This window comes from Streptomyces sp. NPDC079167, from assembly GCF_040686735.1.
Taxonomy (GTDB): domain Bacteria; phylum Actinomycetota; class Actinomycetes; order Streptomycetales; family Streptomycetaceae; genus Streptomyces.
Genome location: NZ_JBFBLO010000015.1, coordinates 37348 through 56943 on the forward strand (window position 1 = coordinate 37348; position 19596 = coordinate 56943).

The window sequence follows — 19596 nt, forward strand, 5'->3', positions numbered from 1 at the left end:
GTCGTCATCAGAGCGGTTCCCCGTCCGGTCGGCCGCACCGGTGGCTCGGCGAGCAGGCCGGTCGTGCTCTCCGGGAGCCCGTGCCGGCGATGCCCGTCACCCCTCCGGGGCTGGGCCGCACGCACATGAACGCAGATGATGGTACTCCCGCCCGGGCCGCCGACACCTCCGGAGGACAACGCATGGCCGAGAACGCAGCGCCCGCCGACGACCTGCCGCTGTCCGGCATCACGGTCGTGAGCGTCGAGCAGGCGGTGGCCGCTCCCTTCGCCACCCGCCAGCTCGCCGACCTCGGAGCTCGGGTGATCAAGGTGGAGCGCCCGGGCGAGGGCGACTTCGCCCGCCGCTACGACACCACGGTGCACGGCCAGTCCAGCTACTTCGTGTGGCTGAACCGCTGCAAGGAATCGGTGACCCTGGACCTCAAGTCGGAACAGGGGCGGGAGGTCCTGGAGGAACTCCTGGCGCAGGCCGACGTGTTCGTACAGAACCTGGCGCCCGGCGCCGCCGCCCGCATGGGCCTGGACGCCGACGCGCTCGCGAAGCGGTTCCCGTCGCTGATCCCGTGTTCGGTGACCGGCTACGGATCGAGCGGGCCGTGGGCGGACCGTAAGGCCTACGACCTGCTGGTCCAGTGCCAGACCGGGCTGGTCTCCCTGACCGGCAGCGCCCAGGAGGCCGCGCGGGTCGGGGTGTCCGTCGCCGACATCGCCGCCGGTATGTACGCCTACAGCGGCATCCTCACCGCGCTGTTCACGCGGGCGACCCGTGGTTCCGTACGCGCCGTGGAGGTCTCCCTCTTCGAGGCGCTGGCCGAATGGATGAGCCAGCCCGCCTACTACACGGCGTACAGCGGGGCGCAGCCGCCCCGGGCCGGTACCCGGCACGCCACCATCGCCCCGTACGGCACCTACACCGCGGCCGACGGCAAGGACGTACTGCTCTCCGTGCAGAACGAACGCGAATGGGCGGCCCTCTGCGAGAAGTTCCTCGGCGATCCCGGACTCACCGACGACCCGCGCTTCGCCGGCGGGCCCGCGCGGGTGAGTCACCGCGAGGAGGTCGAGGCGCTCCTGGCCGGGCGGATCGCCGCGTCGGACAGCGGCGAGGTGATGGAGCTGCTCGACGCCATCGGCATCGCCAACGCCCCCGTCAACGACGTGAAGCAGTTCCTGGAACACCCCGTGCTGGCCGCCCGGAACCGCTGGCGGGAGGTGCCCGTACCCGGCGGGGAGACGATGTCGGCCCTGCTGCCGCCCGTGGACCTGGCCGGCACCTCCCCGCGCATGGGCGCGGTCCCGGCGGTGGGCGAGCACACCGGACCGATCCTGGCCGAGCTGGGCCACACGCCCGCAGACATCGACGCCCTGCGGGCCGCCGGCGTCGTCTGATCCCGGGGAACTCCGCCGGTCCGCAGTCCCGCTGTCGCGCCATCCGGGGCCGAGCCGGATTCCAGACGTGTCATGAACCTTGTCAGTTGACGGTGGGCACCCTATTGTCGCGGGCAGAAAGCGCTTTCCCCTCCTGGTTCCGCCCCGGTGGAAGCGTCCGCAGCGACGGCCGTCGCGACGGACGCGCACGAGCCGCCACCGGTCCGGCGAAGGGCTCACGCACCACCGCCGACGAGGCTGCCCGGTCACCACCGGCGGTCCCGCCGGTCCGCCGTTGCGACCGCGGCGAAACCCAGCACGTGAAGACGAATGGGGACACGAACATGAGACGACCACTCGCACTGCGACTCAACGCCGCGCTGGCCACCCTGGCCGTGGCGGCGGCGACCGGTGTGGTGATGTCGATGCCCGAGGCCTCAGCGGCGGTGGCGGGCAGCGCCACCGGTTACGCGACCCAGAACGGCGGGACCACCGGCGGAGCCGGCGGTGAGACGGTGCGGGCCTCCACGGGTACCGCGATCCACGCGGCCCTGTGCGGCCGGGCGAGCAGCAGCACCCCGATCACCATCGAGGTCGAGGGCACCGTCAACCACGGCAACACCGCGAAGGTGTCGGGCGACAGCTGCAACACCGCCGCCGGTGTGATCGAGCTGAAGCAGATCAGCAACGTCACGATCGTCGGTGTGGGAAGCGGCGCGGTCTTCGATCAGCTGGGCATCCACATCCGGGAGTCCAGCAACATCATCATCCAGAACGTGACCGTCAAGAACGTCAAGAAGTCCGGCTCGCCGACCTCCAACGGCGGTGACGCCATCAGCATGGAGAGCGATGTCCGCAACGTCTGGGTCGACCACACGACCCTGGAGGCGTCGGGCGGGGAGTCGGAGGGCTACGACGGCCTCTTCGACATGAAGGACAACACCCAGTACGTCACGCTGTCCTACAGCACCCTGCGCAACTCCGGCCGCGGCGGCCTCATCGGTTCCAGCGAGTCCGACGTCTCGAACGGCTACGTCACCTTCCACCACAACCTGTACGAGAACCTCGACTCGCGCACCCCCCTGCTGCGTGGCGGCATCTCGCACATCTACAACAACTACTACGTGAAGCTCAACGAGTCCGGTATCAACTCCCGGGCAGGCGCCAAGGCCAAGGTGGACAACAACTACTTCAAGGACTCCAAGGACGTCCTGGGCACGTTCTACACCGACGCGGCCGGATACTGGCAGGTCAGCGGGAACACCTTCGACAACGTGACCTGGTCGGCCCGTAGCGGCGACAACCAGCCCGCCGGGCCGAACCCGACGTCGAACACCACCGTCAGCATCCCCTACTCCTACACGCTCGACGGTGCGAGCTGCGTGCCGGGGATCGTGGCCGGGACCGCCGGTGCCAACAAGGGCCTGAAGGTGTCGGACGGCAACTGCACGCCGCAGACGCCGGACCCGACGGACCCCACACCGGACCCGACCGATCCCACACCGGACCCGACGGACCCGACGCCGGACCCGACGGACCCGCCCACCGGGACCAACCTCAGCATCGGCGCGGGCGCGGACGGTTCGAGCAAGGCCGGCGGGACGAGCTACGGCAACGTGCGGGACGGTGACATGAGCACCTACTGGTCGCCGGCCGGCTCGACCGGTTCCGTCTCGGTCAAGTGGGGAACCGCCACCTCGGTCGCCAAGATCAATGTCCGCGAGGCGTCGGGCTCCACCGGCAGCATCGGAACCTGGAGGGTCCTGAACGGCGACACCGGCGCCGTCCTGACCTCCGGCAGCGGTGCGGGCGTCATCACGGTCCCGAAGACTTCGCTGAAGAAGATCACCTTCGAGATCACCGGCTCGACCGGTACACCGAAGGTCGCCGAATTCGAGACGTACGCCGGATGACGTACGCCGGACAGCGGTGAGTGAACGGGGGCCGTCGGACGCGACGGCCCCCGTTCGCGTGGTGGTGCGCCCCCCCCGGGGGGAACGCCGCACATGAGCCCTGTGGTGGAATCGGCAGGCAGAGCCGACGCAACTCCCCGCCCGCCGATCCGATCCCGACTCACGGACAGGACTCCACCATGAGCAGCACAGACTCCGCTTCCCCGGCGTCCGGGCCGATCTGGTCCGCGAAGATCTTCGACGGTTCCTGGCGCGCTGCCGGCGGCGGCACCATCGAGGTGACGGCCCCCGCCACCGGCGAGATCGTCGCGACCGTGGGCGCGGCCACCGCCGAGGACGTCGACACGTCGGTCGCCTCCGCGAGGACTGCGCAGCGTGCCTGGGCGAGGCTCGGTTACGCCGAGCGGGCCCAGGTCTTCATCAAGGCATCCGCCCTGCTGTCCGCCGATCCCGACCGCATCGCGCGGTGGCTCGTCCCGGAATCCGGCTCAGGGCAGGGCAAGGCGCGGTTCGAGGTCGGACTGCTCGTCTCGGAGCTCAACGAGGCGGCGGCGCTGACCTCCGAGCCCTACGGCGAGCTGCTGCGAAGCTCCAAGCCCCGCCTCTCCGCGGTGCGCCGGCTCCCGCTCGGCGTCGTGGGCGTCATCAGCCCCTTCAACTTCCCCGCCATCCTGGCCATGCGCTCGGTGGCCCCGGCGCTGGCCGCGGGCAACGCGGTGGTCCTCAAGCCCGATCCCCGCACTCCGGTGTCCGGCGGCCTCGCCCTCGCCGAACTGCTGGCCGACGCCGGGCTGCCCGAAGGCCTGCTGCACGTCCTGCCGGGCGGCGCCGAGGTCGGCGAGGCCCTGGTCGCGCACCCGGACGTGCCCTGCATCTCCTTCACCGGCTCCACCCCGGCCGGCCGTGCGATCGGCACGGCGGCGGCCCCTCTGCTCAAGAAGGTCCACCTGGAGCTGGGCGGCAACAACGCCCTCCTGGTCCTTCCCGACGCCGACCTGGACGCGGCGGCATCGGCCGGTGCCTGGGGGTCCTTCCTGCACCAGGGGCAGATCTGCATGACCACCGGACGCCATCTGGTGCATGTCTCCCAGGCCGCCGAGTACGCCGCCAAGCTGGCCGAGAAGGCGAACGGGATCCCGGTCGGCGATCCGGTGGACCCGGCCAACGTGCTCGGCCCGGTCATCGACGAACGGCAGCGCGACAGGATCCACTCGATCGTCACGCGCACCGTCGAGCAGGGAGCGGAGCTCGCGGCGGGCGGCACCTACGACGGCCTGTTCTACCGTCCGACCGTCCTGACCGGTGTCCCGTCGGACTCGCCGGCGTTCGCGGAGGAGGTGTTCGGACCGGTCGCCCCCGTCGTCGCGTACGAGACCGTCGACGAGGCCGTCGACATCATCAACTCCTCCGAGTACGGGCTGTCCGTGTCGATCCTCACGGGTGACGCCTTCGCCGCGTGGCAGCTCGCCGACCGGATCGAATCGGGTGCGGTCCACATCAACGACCAGACGGTGGACGACGAGGCGGTGGCCCCCTTCGGCGGTACCAAGGCGTCCGGGACGGGCGGCCGCTTCGGCGGCAGGGCGAGCCTGGACACCTTCTCCGACGTGCAGTGGATCACCGCTCAGGCCCGCATCGAGCGCTACCCGTTCTGACCGCCCGGCTTCCCCTGGAGTACCCCTTGAGCAGCGATACCGGCCAGATCCTCGACGTACGGGCGATCCGTGCCTGCTTCCCCGCGCTGGAGGCGGGCACCGCCCGTTTCGACGCGCCGGGCGGCACCCAGATGCCCCGGCAGGTCATCGACGCGATCACCGAGGCACTCTCCCGTCCGCTGGCCAACCGAGGCCCGCTCACGGAAGGCGGACGCAACGCCGAGGCGATCGTGACCGGCGCGCGGCGGGCCCTGGCCGACCTGCTCGGCTCGGAGGCCGGGTCGGTGGTGTTCGGGCGCAGTGCCACGCAGCTCGTCTACGACCTGGCGCGCACCCTGGCCAAGGACTGGGGCCCGGGGGACGAGGTGGTGGTCTCCCGGCTGGACCACGACTCGAACATCCGCCCCTGGGTCCAGGCCGCCGAGGCCGTGGGGGCGACGGTCCGGTGGGCCGACTTCGACCCCGCGACGGGCGAGCTCGGCGCCGAGCACATCGAGGCCGTGCTGTCCGGCCGCACCCGGCTCGTCGCCGTCACGGCCGCGTCCAACCTCATCGGCACCTGCCCCGACATCCCGGCCCTCGCGGCGCTGGTGCACGGGGCCGGCGCGCTCTTCCACGTCGACGCGGTGCACTACGCATCGCACGCCACGGTCGACCTGTCCGCGCTCGGCGCGGACACGCTGGTCTGCTCGCCGTACAAATTCCTCGGACCGCACCTCGGCGTGCTCACCGGGCGGCGGGAACTGCTCCACAGTCTGCGGCCGGACAAGCTGCTGCCCTCCAGCGACGCCGTCCCCGAGCGCTTCGAACTGGGCACGCTGCCCTACGAACTGCTGGCGGGCGCGACGGCGGCCGTGGACTTCCTCGCCGCGCTCGTCCCCGGAACGGGCAGCCGACGGCAGGATCTGCGCCAGGCGTTCACCGCGCTCGCCTCGCACGAGGACCGGCTGCACGGCCGCATGGAGGAGGGCCTGGCGACGCTGGACGGCGTCACGGTGTACTCCCGTGCGGCACGGCGCACGCCGACGACGCTGTTCACGGTGGCGGGCCGGAAACCCGAGGAGGTCTCCCGGCACCTGGCCGGACGAGGTGTCGACGCACCGGCGGGATCCTTCTACGCGTGGGAGGCGTCCCACCGTCTCGGACTGGGCGAGGAGGGCGGCGTACGGGCCGGTCTCGCGCCCTACTCGTGCGACGAGGACGTCGACCGGCTCCTGAACGCGCTGGACGTGCCCCGCCGCTGACACGGCGGCGGGGCACCGCGCGAGCGGCGCTTCCGGACGGCCGCCGGTCAGCGCCAGTCGGGGGCGCCGGACGCGGGGGACAGGACGCTTTCGATCTTCGTCCGGATCTCCCGCATGACCGCCACGACCCGGGTCTCGTGCTCCTCGCTGAGCCGCGCCACCGGCACCGAGCAGCTGATGGCGTCGATGGCCGGGGAGTCGTACCGGAGGGCGAAACCGAAGCCGGCGATGCCCGTCACCGTCTCCTCGCGGTCGATGGAGTAGCCGCGCTCCCGCACACCGGCGAGGTCGGCGACCAGGGTGGAGCGCTCGGTGTGGGTGTTCTCCGTACGGGCCGTCAGTGGGCCCTCGGGCAGCGGGAGTTGGTGGTCGGGCCGCTCGGCGAGCAGGGCCTTGCCGAGCGCCCCGGCATGGGCCGGGATCCGGCGGCCGACCCGGCTGATGGTGCGCGGGTACTCGTGTGACTCGCGCGTCGCGAGATAGACGACGTTGGTGCCGTCGAGCCGGGCCAGATGGATGGTCTCGCCGAGTGCGTCCGAGGCCTCGGCCAGATAGGGGCGGGCCGCGCGCACATGCGGATCGCTGTCCAGGTAGCTCGTCCCCGTGTGCAGGGCGCGGATGCCGATGCCGTAGAGCGAGCCGGTGGTGTCGGTGCGCACCCAGCCGCAGTCGATGAGGGTCCGCAGCAGCTGGTACATGCTGCTGCGCGGTACGCCCAGTTCCCCGGCGAGTTCGTCCAGGCGGGCCGGCCGGTCGCCCCGGGCGGCGAGGAGTTCGAGCAGCGCGACGGTGCGGGTCGCCGACTTCACCCCACGTACCCCGTTGTTCTCCGGCATGTCCACATCCTAAATCCGAGTGGTCGGACCCATTGACCGCGTCGCGTTCACACGCCTAACCTCCGTTCTCATACATGTACGCCATCTGCATACAGGGATGAGTCGGCGCGGTCACCGAGGCGCCCCACGCCGGCGGCGCCGACGAGGAGCCTCCGCAGGCCGGGGTTCCGCAGCCCGACAGTCCGACAGTTCAAAGGGGAACTGACATGCCGCTCCTCGTGGTCGGGATCAGCGTTCTGGTGCTGCTGCTCCTGATGACCCGTATGAAGCTCAACGGCTTCGCCGCACTCCTGCTCGTGGCGGTCGGTGTCGCGCTGGTCCAGGGCATCCCGGCGGTCGAGATCCCGGACGTCCTCTCGGCCGGCATCGGGGACCAGATCGGCGACACCATGCTCACGATCGGCCTGGGCGCCATGGTCGGCCGGGTCATGGGCGACTCGGGCGCCGCCCAGCGGATCGCGGGCAAGCTGCTCGACGCCTTCGGGCCGCGCGGTGTCCAGGTGGCCATGGTGGTCACGTCCATGCTCATCGGCGTGACCATGTTCTACGAGGTCGCCTTCATCATCATCGTTCCCATCGCGTTCACCCTCGTCAGGGTCACCGGGGTGAACCTGCTCTGGGTGGGCCTGCCGATGTCGATCGCCCTGTCCACCATGCACAGCTTCCTGCCACCGCACCCCGGCCCGACCGCCGTGGCCGCGACCTTCCACGCCTCCGTGGGCCACACCCTCTTCTACGGCCTCTTCATCGCCGTGCCGGCCGGTGCGCTCATCGCGCTCCTGTGGCCGCGGCTGCCGTTCGTGCGGGCGATGAACCCCTCCATACCCAAGGGCCTGGTCAGTGAGCGCGAGTTCACCGACGAGGAGATGCCCGGCATGGGCTGGTCCCTCTTCGTGGCCCTCTTCCCGGTGGTCCTCATCGCCGGCGCGGCCGTCACCGACATGCTCACCTCCGGGGAGAGCGCCTTCCTGCACGGGGTCGCCTTCATCGGCTCGGCACCGGTCGCACTGCTGCTGGCCCTCCTCCTGGCGGCCTGGGCGTTCGGCCCGCGCATCGGCCGCAGCCTGGCCGACGTCAGCGCCTCCTGTGCCTCGGCGGCCCAGGCCATGGCGATGATCCTCCTGGTCATCGGCGCGGGCGGTGCCTTCAAGAACGTCCTCGTCGAAGGCGGAATATCCGACTACATCAAGGACATCACCGAGCACTGGGCCGTCTCACCGATCATCCTCGCCTGGCTCATCGCCGCCATCCTCCGCATCGCGCTCGGCTCCGCGACGGTCGCCGTGGTCACCGCCTCCGGCGTCGTGCTGCCGCTCCTCGCCGGCAGCGGCGTCCACCCCGAGATGATGGTGCTCGCCGTCTCGTGCGGATCGATCGCCTTCTCCCACGTCAACGACCCCGGATTCTGGCTGTTCAAGGAGTACTTCAACCTCTCGGTCATCCAGGCCATCAAGGTCCGTACCGGCTACACCACGGTGCTCGCGGTCCTGGGCCTCGGCGGCGTCCTGGCAGCCGAGTGGGCCCTCGACGGCATCGGCCTCTGAACGCGCCAGCCCCCCAGCCCCCCTCCCGTACCCAAGGAAACGGACCAGCATGAACCAGCCGACCGTCACCCACTTCGCCGTCTATCCGGTCGCGGGCCGCGACTGCATGGAGCTGAACCTCTCCGGCGCCCACGGCCCCTTCTTCACCCGCAACATCGTCGTCCTCAAGGACTCCGAAGGCCGTACGGGACTGGGGGAGGTGCCCGGAGGCGAGAAGATCACCCGGACCCTGCGGGATGCCGAGCCGCTGGTGGTCGGCGCGAAGGTGGGCGACTACAAGCGCGTCCTGCGCGAGATCGGGGCCCGGTTCGCGGACCGCGACGCGGGCGGACGGGGCGCGCAGACCTTCGACCTGCGAACCACGGTGCACGCCGTCACGGCCGTCGAGTCGGCGCTGCTCGACCTGCTGGGCCAGCACCTCGACGTACCGGTCGCGGCGCTGCTGGGTGACGGCCTCCAGCGGCACTCCGTACGCGTGCTGGGCTACCTCTTCTACGTCGGCGACCCGGACCGCACCGGTCTGGAGTACGTACGCGAACCCGGATCCGAGGTCGACTGGTACCGCATCCGGCACGAGGAGGCACTCACGCCCGAGGCGATCGTCCGCCAGGCCGAGGCCGCCCACGGCCTGTACGGCTTCCGGGACTTCAAGCTCAAGGGCGGAGTCCTCGCCGGCGCGGAGGAGGTCCGGGCCGTACGCGCGCTCAAGGACCGTTTCCCCGAGGCGCGGATCACCCTGGACCCGAACGGAGCCTGGTCGCTGCGCGAGGCGGTCGAGCTGTGCACCCCGCTGGTGGGCACGCTCGCCTACGCCGAGGACCCCTGTGGGGCGGAGGACGGCTACTCGGGGCGCGAAATCCTCGCCGAGTTCCGCCGCGCCACGGGCCTTCCGACCGCGACGAACATGATCGCCACCGACTGGCGGCAGCTGACCCACGCCCTGGCCCTCCAGTCGGTCTCCATCCCACTGGCCGACCCGCACTTCTGGACCATGCAGGGATCCGTGCGGGTGGCACAGCTGTGCAACGCGATGGGCCTCACCTGGGGCTGCCACTCCAACAACCACTTCGACATCTCGCTCGCCATGATCACGCACTGCGGCGCCGCCGCCCCCGGCGAGTACAACGCCCTCGACACACACTGGATCTGGCAGGAGGGACTGGAGCGGCTCACCGTCGAACCGCCGCGCATCGCCGGTGGCGAGATCGCCGTCCCCGACGCCCCCGGTCTGGGGGTCGAACTCGACATGGACCGCCTCCTCGCGGCCCACGAGCTCTACCGCGAGAAGGCACTGGGGGCGCGGGACGACGCCGAGGCCATGCGGTACCTCGTGCCCGGCTGGACCTTCGACGCCAAGCGGCCCTGCCTGGTGCGGTAGGGCGGACCGCCCCGTCAGGAGGCGCGTGCCGCCGTCGCCAGGAGCTGCGCCGTCCACCTGCGCACGGCCTCGGTGAGTTCAGGGGTGACGAACCCCAGGAGCGTGTCGTCCACCGTCCCGTCAGGTCCGACGACCAGGCCGGTCCGCCCTTCCAGTGCAGGGTCGGTGGCGGCGGCCAGCGGGCCCCTCGCGGCCGACGCGACCGGAGCGGAGACGCCCTTCAGGATCTGCTCCCAATGGGGCCGCAGCGCCGGCGGCAGGATGTCGATGGTCATGAGCGCTGCGTTGTCGGTCGCGGCCGCCCCGGGATCGGCGGCGAGCACCGAGACGCCTCTGGATTCCAGGCGCCCGGCCAGCTCCATGGAGTGTGCGAGGTGGGCCAGCTTGGCCCGTCCCGTGGCGGCCAGACCGTAGTGGGGGCCCGTCGGTTCGGCGTCGTCGAACACGGTCTCGGCCGCGGCGATGGCGCTCGACGTGACGTTCACGATGCGGCTCGGGGCCGCGGCGGCGAGCGCGTCGACAAGGGCCTCGGTGAGGACGTAGGGCGAAAGGTGGTTCAGGGCGATGCTCGCCTCGATGCCCTCGGGGCTCTCCCACCGTTCGGTCCACATGCCGCCCACGTTGTTCACGAGGAGGTCCAGGGCGCCTTCGGCGGCGAGGCGCTGCCCAAGCCGCCGGGTCTCGGCGAGCGACGCAAGGTCCGCGCGGACGAAACGCCCCGCGCCTCGCCCGGCGGCCTCGTCGACACGGGCCACGGCCGCCCCTCCCCGGGCCGGGTCTCGGGCGACGAGAGTGACGTCCCATCCTTGACGTGCCAGTCCCACGGCCGTCTCCAGACCTATGCCGCCGGTGCCGGCCGTCACCACTGCCTTAGGGCTGTGCTCAGTCATTGCTTGCTCCCCTTCGCCGGGTCGTCCGCGGGCGGGTGAACCCCGTCCGTGCCTCCAGCAGACAGGCTGGGCACCGATCATGGAAGTTCCTGTCCGGCATGGCCCGATGCCGCGGCGGCATGGCCACAGGTGGGAGAATGCGCGCATGGGTGATGTGGAGATCCGGCAGGTCCACTACTTCGTCGCTGTCGCGGAGGAGGGCAACTTCACCCGCGCCGCAGAGCGGCTGTCGATGACGCAGCCGGCACTCTCCCGGGCGATCCTGGCCCTGGAGAGGACCGTGGGCACCACTCTGCTGCTGCGCACCCCGAAGGGCGTCACACCCACGGCCGCCGGTCACGCGATGCTCGAAGAGGGCAGGTCGCTGCTGGCCCAGGCGGGGAACGTCACCTCGCGGGTACGCCGGGCCGCCGAGCAGCGGACCTCGGTGACGGTGACCGGCCCCGGCTGCGACGCCGCTCTGCTGGACGGCATGGTCCGGGCCTACAACGAGACCGGTCCGGGGGCCCCGGCCCGGATGACCGTCGGCACGATCGACGACCAGCTCGGCCGGCTGCGGTCTGGGCAGGCGGACATCGCGCTCCTGCGCGCCGCCCTGCCCGGACACGGACTCGACAGCGTGGTGGTCCGCCACGAACGCGTCAGCGTGCTGGTGGGGAACCGGCACCGGCTGGCGGACCGGGAGACCCTGACGGTCGCCGACCTCACGGGCGAACCACTGCTCCGCTGGCTGGGCCCGGGCGCCCAGCTCGACGACCCGGGCCTCTGGCCGGACGGACTGCCGGGCACGCCGGGGCCCCAGGTGAGCGACGGCCTGCAGATGCTGGCGGTGGTCCGGCTCGGCCATGCCGTCGCGCTCGCCGCCCCGGCGGCGGACGGCACCGGTGCGCCCGAGGGAACCGTCGGGATCACCCTGGAGGACGGGCCGGCCGTACCCCTGCGGCTGGTCTGGCCGCGGGAGCGTACGACGCCGGCCGTACGGCGCTTCGTCAGGCACGCCGTCGCGTCGGCCGGCTCGTCCGCACGCTCCACCGGCCCTCGAAGCGGGTGAGGTGGACCGGATGGTCGAAGCACTTGCTGATCTGATCGCTGGTCAGCACGTCGTCGACGGGGCCTGACGCCAGGCACCGCCCGTCACGCAGCAGCATCACGTGCGTCGTGCCGGGAGGAAGCTCCTCCAGGTGGTGCGTGACCAGGACCGACGCGAGCTCCGGTGAGCTCTGCTGCAGGGTGTCGATCCGTTCGATCAGCTGCTCACGGCCCGCGAGGTCCAGCCCCGTCGCCGGTTCGTCCAGGAGCAGCAGCCGGGGCCGCGGCATGAGCGCCCGGGCGATCAGGGCGCGCCCCCGTTCACCCTGGGACAGGGTCGGCCACCTGGCCTCGCGCCGTCCGGCGAGCCCGAGCAGGCCGGTGAGGCTGTCGGCCAGAGCGAGTTGTTCCGCCGTCGGCCGCCAACGGGGCACCGGCTCGATGCTGTTGGTCAGGCCCGTCAGGACGACGTCCCTGACCTTCAGCGGTGAGCGCAGCGCGTGACGCGGGTCCACATGGCCGACGTACGTGCGCAACTGGCGCAGGTCGACGCGCCCCAGCTCGTGTCCGAGGACCTCGACCGTGCCCCGGGTGGGGTGCGCGAGGGCTCCGAGGAGACTGAGGAGCGTGCTCTTGCCGGCGCCGTTCGCGCCGAGCAGGGCCCAGTGCTCGCCGGCCCGTACGGTCAGCGACACCTCGCCGAGGATGTGGTTCCCGTCGCGTACGAGGTCCACGTCGTGGACGCGGAGGACGGGGGGTGTGTCGTTCATCGGGTCTGTGCTCCGGTGCGGTTGACGGCGGCCATGACGGCGTGGACGGAAGCGGCGAGGACCGAGGTGTCCCAGCCGGATCCCCAGCGGGTGACCCCGTCCACGCGGCACTCGGCGTAGGCGACGGCGGGGCTGCCCGGCCCGGTGGTGGTGGAGTGCTCGGCGTAGCCGAGGACGTCGACCGTGACACCGGCCGGACGCAGGGCGTCCGTCAGGGCGGAGAGCGGGCCGTTGCCGGTGCCCCGGCAGGAGCGGGTCCGGCCGTCGGCGCGCAGCTCGCAGGTGAACTCGTGCTCGCCGGGCCCGGTCTCCGAGGTGGTCCAGGACTCCAGCGTGAGCGGACCGTCCTGCGCGGGGGCGATGTACGTGGCGCGGAAGAGGTCCCACAGCTCCTTGTGGGAGAGCTCGCGCCCGGTGCTGTCCGTGACGTGCTGCACCGTACGCGAGAAGTCCGGACGCATCGCCTGCGGCAGGTCGAGCCCGTGGTGGGTGCGGAGCAGATGCGCGATTCCTCCCTTCCCCGACTGGGAGTTGATGCGGATGACCTCCTCGTACGTACGGCCGATGTCACCCGGGTCGATGGGCAGGTACGGCACTTCCCAGGGCGCCTCCCCGGCGCTCAGCCCGGACTCGGCTGCCTGCTTCGCGTGGCGGGCCATGCCCTTGGCGATGGCGTCCTGGTGGGTGCCGGAGAACGCCGTGTGCACGAGTTCACCGCCGTAGGGGTGCCTGGGGTGGACCGGGAGCCGGTTGCAGTGCTCCACCACGTCACGGACCGCGTCGATGTCGGAGAAGTCGATCATCGGGTCGACGCCCTGCGCGTAGAGATTGAGCGCAAGGGTCACCAGGTCGACGTTCCCGGTGCGCTCGCCGTTGCCGAACAGGCAGCCCTCCACCCGCTGGGCGCCTGCCAGTACGGCGAGTTCGGCGCAGGCGACGCCGGTGCCCCGGTCGTTGTGCGGGTGCACGGAGAGGATCACGGAGTCGCGGCGCGCCAGATGGCGGTGCATGTACTCGATCTGGTCGGCGTAGACGTTCGGCGTGGCGATCTCCACCGTGGCCGGCAGGTTGTGGATCACCGGCCGGTCCGGGCTCGCCTCCCACAGCTCGGTGAGGCCGTCGCAGATCTCCAGGACGAAGTCCGGCTCGGTGAGGTTGAAGACCTCGGGGGAGAACTCGAACCGGACGTCCCCACCCGGCCGTTCCTCCACGCGGCGCATCAGATGCGTGGCGGCGTCCCTGATCAGCGTCCGGACCTCGGCGCGGGACCGGCCCAGGACGACGTCCCGCCACACGGGCGCGGTGGCGGTGTAGAGGTGGATCAGAGTGCGGGGGAGCCCTTCGACGGAGTCGACGGTCCGGTCGATCAGGTCCTTGCGGGCCGGGGTGAACACGGAGACCGTCACGTCGTCGGGCACCGCGTCGCTCGCCGCGAGGTGGCGTACGAAGTCGAAGTCGGTCCGGCTGGCGGACGGGTAGCCGACCTCGATCTCCTTGAAGCCCATGGTGACCAGGAGGTCGAAGAGACGGCGCTTGCGTCCGGTGTCCATGGGCTCGGCCAGCGCCTGATTGCCGTCCCGCAGGTCGACGGGGACCCACAGGGGAGCGCGCTCGAGCCGGCGGGAGGGCCAGGTGCGGTCGGTCAGGGGCAGTGCCACCCGCTCGTGAGCGGGGCGGTAGCGGTGGTGGGGCATCGCGCTCGGGCGCTGGGGATTCCAGGCCGGCGCGGCCGCCGGGAGGTCACCGGACGGCGTGCGGAGGGTGGGGAAGGCCATGGTCCCCGAGGGGGACGGAGTGCCGGAGGAAGAAGTCATCGCGGGAATACTGCTCTCGGTCGGCCATGAGATGACCGGCACAGCCCGACACCCGCTGCGGGGGGCCGGTCGTTCGTGTCAGGCCCCGCAGCGGCGGACGAGGAGAAGGAGTTCGTTCAGCGGCATGCCGGGTACAGTAGCCGGAAGCAACTCCTCAGACAACCTGAGGTGTGAATCGGGAAGTGACCTCACATGCCGCTGGGATCCCTGAGACCCTCGCCCCTGGTCGAGCAGGCCGCCGAACACCTGCGCGAGCAGATCAGCACGGGTGCCTGGCCGGTGGGCACGAAACTCCCCGGTGAGACGAGCCTGGCCGCTTCCCTGGGGGTCGGGCGTTCCACGGTCCGTGAGGCGCTGCGCGCACTCGCGGGGGCGGGGCTGGTGCGGGCGAGACAGGGGGCGGGCGTCTTCGTCATCGCGGCCGAGCCCGAGGAGGACTGGGCCACGCGGCTGCGCCGGGCGGCCGTCACCGACGTCTACGAGGTCCGCATCGGCATCGAGGTCGAGGCCGCGCGGCTGGCCGGGCGGCGCCGGACGGACGACGACGTCGCGGCCCTCACCACCGCCCTGGCCGGACGCCGCGCCGCCGCCGGCGCGGGCGACGCCGCGTTCGTCGACGCGGACATCGCACTGCACGCGGCCGTGGTCGCGGCGGCCCACAACCCCGTGCTCTCGGCGCTGTTCACCGAATTCGTCCCCACGCTGCGCCAGGGGCTGATCGACATGCTCGCACTGCTCGAACTGCGCTCAGGAGACCCGAACCACGGCGACGAGGGCCACGCCTCGCTGGTGGACGCCGTCGCGCGGGGGGACGGCGACGCGGCGGGCCGTACGCTCCGCGAGGAGCTGGAGCAGACGCTGGTCCGGCTCACGTCGCTGTAGCGGCCTCACCGTGGGCCGGGAGGAAGGGGCAGGGGATGAGCAGGCCGAGAATCCGTGTCGCCGCGTATGTGGTCCGTTGCCGCGAGGGCGCGGAGCTGCTGGTGTTCGACCACGTCGGCATGGCTGAGGCCGGGACCCAGATCCCCGCCGGGGGAATCGAGCCGGGCGAGGAGCTGCCCCGCGCCGTCCTGCGGGAGGTCGCGGAGGAGACCGGCCTGCTGACCGCCGTCGTGGTCCGGCCGACAGCCGTCGACGAGAGGCCGCACCCGCAGACGCGGGAGCCGCGCCGGACCACCTTCTTCCTGCTGCGGGCACCGGACGACACTCCCGACGCATGGGTCCACCGGGTGCGGGGTGACGGCGCGGACGCCGGCCTCACCTTCGCCTGCCGGTTCGAGGCCCTTCCGCTGCGGCGGCCCCTGGCCGACGGGCAGGACGCGTGGCTGGGGGACCTGGAGCTCTGAGAAGGACCGGGCAGCGCCGCCGTACGTCAGTGGCCGTGCCCCCCGTCCTCGTGCCCGCCCGAAGGCGTCGCCGGACGGGGGGTTTCCACCGCCCCCCGGACGGAACGGTGAAGGCCGCCGTCCGGACGGTGCCCTTGTGAGGTCGAGCGTGTAACCGCCCTCGGAGATCTGGAGGCCCCCGGCCGGAGGTCCGGTGCGGCTGCCCCCGGCTTGCGGCGCCGCACCCTCCGTGCGGCCGGAGGGTCCGGTGGCGCCGGCTCCGGGGTCCGTGACGGCGCCGACGCCGCGCCGTATGCGGCGCCGAATGACGCGGCGAGTGCGGCGGTGAACGCGGTGATCTTCGCGGCGGGATTCATGACTGCTCCTGTGGCCTTCTGTGCGGAGGGCTCGCAACGGTCCGATGTCTCACACCGTATACCCGTAGGGGGTACCGCTCGGAAGGCTTGCCAGGCGTACCCCTTGGGGGTATACCTGGCCGGGAGGTAGATACCCATGAGGGGTATAGTGGACTCCGTTCGGACGAGGAGCAGTAAATGACTACAGCCACTCCCGGCGCCGACAGGGTCGAGCTCGCCATCGGCGGCATGACCTGTGCCTCGTGCGCGGCGCGGATCGAGAAGAAGCTCAACCGCATGGAGGGGGTCGAGGCCACGGTCAACTACGCCACGGAGAAGGCCAGAGTCGCCTTCGCCGAGGACATCTCGGTCGACGACCTGATCGCCACGGTCGAGGCCACCGGCTACACCGCACAGCGCCCGGCTCCGCCCCTCCCCGAGCCCGGCGACTCCGGCGGGCCCGCCGCCCGCCGGGACGAGGACGAGCGCGCCGCCGGCGAGCTGCGGTCCTTGCGCCAGCGGCTCGTCACGGCGGTGCTGCTCGCCGCGCCGGTCGTCGCGATGGCCATGATCCCGGCCCTCCAGTTCGAGTACTGGCAGTGGCTCTCCCTCACGCTGGCCGCCCCGGTCGTCACCTATGCGGCCTGGCCCTTCCACCGCGCGGCCTGGACCAACGCCCGGCACGGTGCGGCCACCATGGACACCCTGATCTCGGTCGGTACGTCGGCGGCGTTCCTCTGGTCACTGTGGGCGCTCTTCTTCGGCACCGCCGGGATGCCGGGCATGACGCATCCGTTCGAATTCACGATCAGCCGCGGCGACGGAGCGGGGAACATCTACCTGGAGGCCGCCGCCGGCGTCACGGCCTTCATCCTGGCCGGCCGGTATTTCGAGGCGCGATCGAAGCGCAAGGCGGGCGCCGCCCTCAGGGCGCTCATGGAGCTGGGCGCCAAGGAAGTCACCGTGCTGCGTGAGGGCCGTGAGATCACCCTGCCCACGGCCGGTCTGCACGTGGGGGACCGCTTCCTGGTCCGCCCCGGCGAGAAGATCGCCACGGACGGGACGGTCGTCGAGGGGTCCTCCGCCGTCGACGTCTCGATGCTCACCGGCGAGTCGGTGCCCGTCGAGGTCTCCGCCGGTGACTCCGTCACCGGCGCGACGCTCAACGCCGGCGGCCGCCTGGTCGTCGAGGCCACCAGGGTCGGCGCCGGCACCCAGCTCGCCCGGATGGCCACACTCGTGGAAGAGGCCCAGAGCGGCAAGGCATCCGCCCAGCGCCTGGCCGACAGGATCTCCGCGGTCTTCGTGCCGGTCGTCATCGGGCTGGCGCTCGCCACGCTCGGCTTCTGGCTCGGCTCGGGTGCCGGACTCACCGCGGCCTTCACGGCGGCCGTCTCCGTACTGATCATCGCCTGCCCCTGCGCACTGGGTCTGGCCACGCCCACCGCCCTGCTCGTCGGCACCGGCCGTGGGGCCCAGCTCGGCATCCTGATCAAGGGACCGGAGGTCCTGGAGAACACCCGCAGGGCCGACACGATCCTCCTCGACAAGACGGGCACCGTCACCACCGGCCGCATGACACTGCTGAAGGTCCACGCGGCCGCCTCCACGGACGAGGCCGAAGTGCTGCGCCTCGGGGGCGCACTGGAGCACTCCTCCGAACACCCGATCGCCCGGGCCGTCGCCGAGGGCGCCGCCGGGGCCGTGGGCACGCTGCCCACGCCCGAGGACTTCGTCAACGTCCCCGGCCTCGGTGTGCAGGGCGTCGTCGAGGGCCACGCGGTCCTCGTCGGCCGGGAGAGGCTGCTGGCCGACTGGTCCATCGAGCTTCCCGAAGAGCTCAGGAAGGCCAAGGACCTGGCCGAGCAGGACGGACGGACCGTGATCGCGGTGGCCTGGGACGGCGAGGCGCGTGCGGTCCTGGAGGTCGCCGACGCCGTCAAGGAGACCAGCGCCGAAGCGGTCCGGCGGCTGCGCGGCCTCGGGCTGACCCCCGTCCTGCTGACCGGCGACAACAAGGCGGTCGCCGCATCCGTCGCCGCCGAGGTCGGTATCGACGAGGTCATCGCCGAGGTGATGCCGCAGGACAAGGTCGAGGTCGTCAAGAGGCTCCAGGCGGAAGGACGCAGCGTCGCCATGGTCGGGGACGGGGTCAACGACGCCGCCGCGCTCGCCCAGGCCGACCTGGGCCTGTCCATGGGCACGGGCACGGACGCCGCGATCGAGGCCGGCGACCTGACTCTCGTACGCGGGGACCTGCGGGTGGCCGCCGACGCGATCCGGCTCTCCCGCCGGACGCTGGGCACCATCCGCTCGAACCTGTTCTGGGCCTTCGCCTACAACGTGGCGGCCCTCCCGCTCGCCGCCGCCGGCCTGCTCAACCCCATGATCGCCGGTGCTGCCATGGCGTTCTCGTCGGTCTTCGTCGTCGGCAACAGCCTCCGGCTGCGCGGCTTCCGCCCCGCCGGCTGAGAGGGGCCACGCCCCGCCGTCCCGCGTCCCCCGACAGGGGCGCGGGCATCGGTGAGCGGGTAGGTTCGGCAGCGTGGCCACTCTGCTGATCGTGCATCACACGCCCTCGCCCAACTGCCAGGCGCTGTTCGAGGCGGTGGTCTCCGGTGCGACGACGGAGGACATCGAAGGGGTCCGGGTCGTGCGACGGGCGGCGCTCTCCGCCACGGCCTCCGATGTGCTCGCGGCCGACGGCTACCTGCTCGGCACCCCGGCGAACCTCGGGTACATGTCCGGGGCCCTGAAACACTTCTTCGACCAGGTCTACTACCCGTGCCTGGACGCGACGAAGGGCCGGCCCTTCGGCTACTACGTGCACGGCGGCAACGACGTCACCGGGGCCGTGCGGGGCATCGAGACGATCACCACGGGCCTCGGATGGCGCCGCACGGCCGACGCCGTGACCGTCACCGGCGAGCCGGGCAAGGCCGACACGGAGGCGTGCTGGGAGCTGGGGGCGACCCTCGCCGCCGGGCTGATGGACTGACGTACTCCCGGGCCGCGCCGCCACGCTGCCGGGACCCGTCGGCGGGGACGGCCGCCTCCCGGCGGCGGATGCCGCCTCAGGTGCGGTCGATGTGCACGCTGGTCGACTTCACGCGGGCCGTGGCCTGCATGCCGACCTCGAGTCCCAGTTCCTCCACTGCTTCCCGGGTCAACAGCGAGACGAGGCGGTGCGGGCCGGCCTGGATCTCGACCTGGGCCGCCACATCGCCCAGCTTCACCGCCGTGACGATCCCGGGGAAGGCGTTGCGCGCCGAGGTGTAGGGCACCTCCTCCTCGCCGGGGGCGGCCTGGCCGACCTCGATCGAGAACGCGGCCAGATCGCGGCCGTCGATGAGGCGGCGCCCGCCCTCGTCGCGATGGGTCGCGACGCGGCCGGCGTCCGCCCAGCGCCGGGCGGTGTCCGGGCTCACGCCGAGAAGACGTGCCGCCTGCCCGATGGTGTAGGTCTGCATGC

The 19596-nt window shown here is 71.8% G+C and carries 16 protein-coding genes; 11 read left to right on the forward strand and 5 right to left on the reverse strand.

All coding sequences use genetic code 11. The annotated features are described in order from the left end of the window. Nucleotides 1-182: 182 nt before the first annotated feature. The 4 genes from AB0P41_RS27635 to AB0P41_RS27650 all read left to right on the forward strand — a co-directional run bounded on the left by AB0P41_RS27635 (nt 183) and on the right by AB0P41_RS27650 (nt 6182). A complete protein-coding gene (locus tag AB0P41_RS27635; RefSeq protein WP_356710432.1) occupies nt 183-1391 on the forward strand; it encodes a CaiB/BaiF CoA-transferase family protein in 1209 nt (402 codons plus the stop codon). A 323-nt stretch (nt 1392-1714) separates the two neighbouring features. Then, the gene (locus AB0P41_RS27640) at nt 1715-3283 is read left to right on the forward strand and encodes a polysaccharide lyase family 1 protein (protein WP_356710433.1); all 1569 of its coding nucleotides are present in this window, start codon (nt 1715-1717) and stop codon (nt 3281-3283) included. Between the two features lie 179 nt (nt 3284-3462). Beyond that, on the forward strand, nt 3463-4938 hold the full coding sequence (locus AB0P41_RS27645) for an aldehyde dehydrogenase family protein (protein WP_365934719.1): 1476 nt from the start codon (nt 3463-3465) through the stop codon (nt 4936-4938). Between the two features lie 26 nt (nt 4939-4964). Beyond that, nucleotides 4965-6182, forward strand: a complete 1218-nt coding sequence (locus AB0P41_RS27650) for a cysteine desulfurase-like protein (protein ID WP_365934721.1) — start codon at nt 4965-4967, stop codon at nt 6180-6182. Nucleotides 6183-6229: 47 nt separating this feature from the next. On the opposite strand, the gene AB0P41_RS27655 is transcribed toward AB0P41_RS27650, so the two are convergent. After that, a complete protein-coding gene (locus AB0P41_RS27655) occupies nt 6230-7018 on the reverse strand; it encodes an IclR family transcriptional regulator (RefSeq protein WP_365934723.1) in 789 nt (262 codons plus the stop codon). 206 nt (nt 7019-7224) lie between these two features. Here AB0P41_RS27655 and AB0P41_RS27660 point away from each other — a divergent pair, with 206 nt between their 5' ends. Then, entirely contained in the window at nt 7225-8562 is a 1338-nt protein-coding gene (locus tag AB0P41_RS27660) for a gluconate:H+ symporter (RefSeq protein ID WP_356710441.1), read from the forward strand. 49 nt (nt 8563-8611) lie between these two features. Next, nucleotides 8612-9940: an enolase C-terminal domain-like protein gene (locus AB0P41_RS27665; RefSeq protein WP_365934725.1), complete on the forward strand. Its 1329-nt coding sequence runs from the start codon at nt 8612-8614 to the stop codon at nt 9938-9940. A 14-nt stretch (nt 9941-9954) separates the two neighbouring features. On the opposite strand, the gene AB0P41_RS27670 is transcribed toward AB0P41_RS27665, so the two are convergent. Continuing rightward, nucleotides 9955-10830: an SDR family NAD(P)-dependent oxidoreductase gene (locus AB0P41_RS27670; RefSeq protein WP_365934727.1), complete on the reverse strand. Its 876-nt coding sequence runs from the start codon at nt 10828-10830 to the stop codon at nt 9955-9957. 145 nt (nt 10831-10975) lie between these two features. On the opposite strand from AB0P41_RS27670, the gene AB0P41_RS27675 reads away from it, so the two are divergent. After that, nucleotides 10976-11881, forward strand: coding sequence for a LysR family transcriptional regulator (locus tag AB0P41_RS27675; RefSeq protein ID WP_356710447.1), 906 nt, complete (start codon nt 10976-10978; stop codon nt 11879-11881). Here AB0P41_RS27675 and AB0P41_RS27680 read toward each other — a convergent pair. Then, complete coding sequence (locus AB0P41_RS27680) at nt 11820-12629, reverse strand: ATP-binding cassette domain-containing protein (RefSeq protein WP_365934729.1); 810 nt, start codon at nt 12627-12629, stop codon at nt 11820-11822. The genes AB0P41_RS27675 and AB0P41_RS27680 overlap by 62 nt on opposite strands. After that, on the reverse strand, nt 12626-14443 hold the full coding sequence (gene leuA / locus AB0P41_RS27685) for a 2-isopropylmalate synthase (protein ID WP_365934730.1): 1818 nt from the start codon (nt 14441-14443) through the stop codon (nt 12626-12628). The genes AB0P41_RS27680 and leuA overlap by 4 nt, the downstream gene beginning before the upstream one ends. Before the next feature lie 192 nt (nt 14444-14635). On the opposite strand from leuA, the gene AB0P41_RS27690 reads away from it, so the two are divergent. From AB0P41_RS27690 to AB0P41_RS27705, 4 genes are all read left to right on the forward strand, one after another. Next, nucleotides 14636-15325, forward strand: coding sequence for an FCD domain-containing protein (locus AB0P41_RS27690; protein ID WP_365934731.1), 690 nt, complete (start codon nt 14636-14638; stop codon nt 15323-15325). Between the two features lie 35 nt (nt 15326-15360). Next, nucleotides 15361-15789 (forward strand): NUDIX domain-containing protein, encoded by a 429-nt coding sequence (locus tag AB0P41_RS27695; protein ID WP_365934733.1) that lies wholly within the window; start codon nt 15361-15363, stop codon nt 15787-15789. 533 nt (nt 15790-16322) lie between these two features. Beyond that, entirely contained in the window at nt 16323-18596 is a 2274-nt protein-coding gene (locus tag AB0P41_RS27700) for a heavy metal translocating P-type ATPase (protein ID WP_365934735.1), read from the forward strand. A gap of 73 nt (nt 18597-18669) precedes the next feature. Then, nucleotides 18670-19122: a flavodoxin family protein gene (locus tag AB0P41_RS27705; RefSeq protein WP_356710459.1), complete on the forward strand. Its 453-nt coding sequence runs from the start codon at nt 18670-18672 to the stop codon at nt 19120-19122. A gap of 76 nt (nt 19123-19198) precedes the next feature. Here AB0P41_RS27705 and AB0P41_RS27710 read toward each other — a convergent pair whose 3' ends face one another. Further along, the gene (locus AB0P41_RS27710) at nt 19199-19594 is read right to left on the reverse strand and encodes a helix-turn-helix transcriptional regulator (protein ID WP_356710461.1); all 396 of its coding nucleotides are present in this window, start codon (nt 19592-19594) and stop codon (nt 19199-19201) included. Nucleotides 19595-19596: the final 2 nt, after the last annotated feature.